General features: G+C 39.2%; 1 protein-coding gene. It reads right to left on the bottom strand.

Translation table 11 applies throughout. From position 1 onward, the window contains the following. Positions 1-14: 14 nt before the first annotated feature. The gene (locus ACFTQ7_RS24865) at positions 15-950 is read right to left on the bottom strand and encodes an IS30 family transposase (RefSeq protein WP_386831991.1); all 936 of its coding nucleotides are present in this window, start codon (positions 948-950) and stop codon (positions 15-17) included. Positions 951-1,058: the final 108 nt, after the last annotated feature.

The raw sequence follows: 1,058 nt of genomic DNA, 5'->3' as shown, positions 1-1,058 counted from the left end.
TATATGATGATTTGTCAAATTAAGTGCAACAATTGCTCATTAAAAGCCTCGTTTGCAGTTTTCCAACCAAGACATTTTCTTGGTCGGTTGTTGATATAGTTTAATGATTTTGTTAGTTCTTCTGGTAATACTTCTTCGAAATTTGTTTGCTTAGGGAAGAATTCTCGAAGTAATCCATTTCCATTTTCGTTACTTCCGCGTTGCCAAGAAGAATAGGCGTCCGCAAAATAAACATCAATTTTCAAGTCTTTTTCTAACACTTTATAGCAGCTAAATTCTTTACCTCTGTCTGTTGTGGCTGTTTTTATAGTGCCTTTTGGTAATTTAGTATGAAGAAGACGTACTGCTCTTTCCATTGATTGAGCTGAGCGATCTGGTATCAAAAAGCCAACATACCACCGTGTCATTCGCTCAATAAATGTTGCTACACAACCTTTTGCTTTTCCACGTCCAGATACAACTGTATCTAACTCCCAATGTCCAAAGGTTTCACGTTTACGTACTTCTTTTGGGCGTTTAGAAATTGGTGTGCCAATGTTAAATCTTCCCCTTGTTTCACGGGGCTTTTGGCGCTTTCCTTTTTGACGGAGAACGGTTATAGGCACTTCTAAAAGACCATCGTAAATCCAGCGATAGATGGTTTTAAAACTTAGCTGTCCCTGATACAAGCGGCCGACAATTTGTTCAGGCGACCAAGTATCCCACAACTTTTCTTGAACAGCTTCTTTTACTTCTGGCGTACATTTTGACTTGGCACCACAGTTGGATTTATTTTGGTGGTAACGTACTTGCGCTTCGTCAGCCGTACTACCGGCGTGGCGTTTTATTTCTCTGGAAATCGTAGAAGGTTGACGATTTAAGAGTTTCGCTATTTTACGAATCGGATAATCAAGTTCCAGATATGTTTCTATTTTTACACGTTCTGATATGGTAAGATGGGTATAGCTCATAATGATTCCTCCGTTTGAATGTTGGTGTGGTAACTACATTCTACACGAGGTCGTTATGGGCTTCCTTTATATTGACTTCTGGGTGTTGCACTTAATATTACAATCCGT

This window comes from Lysinibacillus sp. NPDC056959 (genome assembly GCF_042674095.1).
GTDB classification, from domain to species: domain Bacteria; phylum Bacillota; class Bacilli; order Bacillales_A; family Planococcaceae; genus Lysinibacillus; species Lysinibacillus zambalensis.
This window is presented reverse-complemented; position numbering and strand designations above follow the sequence as displayed.